This window comes from Actinomadura sp. NPDC049753, from assembly GCF_040674655.1.
GTDB classification, from domain to species: domain Bacteria; phylum Actinomycetota; class Actinomycetes; order Streptosporangiales; family Streptosporangiaceae; genus Spirillospora; species Spirillospora verrucosospora.
Genome location: NZ_JBFARL010000472.1, coordinates 1 through 1,162 on the forward strand (window position 1 = coordinate 1; position 1,162 = coordinate 1,162).

The 1,162-nt window shown below is 66.2% G+C and carries 1 protein-coding gene; it reads left to right on the forward strand.

Annotated features, from left to right (window positions below):
- Window positions 1–1,162, forward strand: a 1,162-nt coding sequence (treS, locus tag AB0K37_RS42285; protein ID WP_363991900.1) for a maltose alpha-D-glucosyltransferase, incomplete at both ends; no start/stop codon positions are given.

The following is a 1,162-nucleotide window of genomic DNA, read 5'->3' on the forward strand; positions in this document are numbered from 1 at the left end:
ATCGCGGATCTGGTGATGAACCACACCTCCGACCAGCACCCCTGGTTCCAGGCGTCGCGGACCGATCCCGACGGGCCGTTCGGGGACTTCTACATGTGGGCCGACGACGACACCGGCTACCCCGACGCCCGCATCATCTTCGTCGACACCGAGTCCTCCAACTGGACCTACGACCCCGTCCGCGGCCAGTACTACTGGCACCGCTTCTTCGCCCACCAGCCCGACCTCAACTACGACAACCCCGACGTCCAGGACGCCATGCTGGAGAACCTGCGGTTCTGGCTCGACCTGGGCATCGACGGCTTCCGCCTGGACGCCGTCCCCTACCTGTACGCCCGCGAAGGCACCAACTGCGAGAACCTCCCCGAAACCCACGCCTACCTCAAACGCGTCCGCGCCGAGGTCGACCGCCTCTACCCCGACCGCGTCCTGCTCGCCGAGGCCAACCAATGGCCCGCCGACGTCGTGGAGTACTTCGGCGACCCCGCCGCCGGCGGCGACGAATGCCACATGGCCTTCCACTTCCCCGTCATGCCCCGCATCTTCATGGCCGTCCGCCGCGAACAGCGCTACCCCATCTCCGAGATCATGGCCCAGACCCCCAAGATCCCCGACAACTGCCAATGGGGCATCTTCCTGCGCAACCACGACGAACTCACCCTGGAGATGGTCACCGACGAAGAACGCGACTACATGTACACCGAATACGCCAAAGACCCCCGCATGAAAGCCAACATCGGCATCCGCCGCCGCCTGGCCCCCCTGCTCGACAACGACCGCAACCAACTGGAACTGTTCACCGCGCTCCTGCTCTCCCTCCCCGGCTCCCCCGTCCTGTACTACGGCGACGAGATCGGCATGGGAGACAACATCTGGCTCGGCGACCGCGACGCCGTCCGAACCCCCATGCAATGGACCCCCGACCGCAACGCCGGCTTCTCCACCTGCGACCCCGCCCGCCTCTACCTGCCGGTCATCATGGACCCCATCTACGGCTACCAGGCCGTCAACGTCGAGGCCCAGGCCAACAACCCCGGATCCCTGCTCCACTGGACCCGCAAGATGATCGAGATCCGCCAGCGCCACCCCGTCTTCGGCGTCGGCTCCTACGTCGAACTGTCCGCCTCCAACCCCTCCGTCCTGGCCTTCACCCGCGAGATCA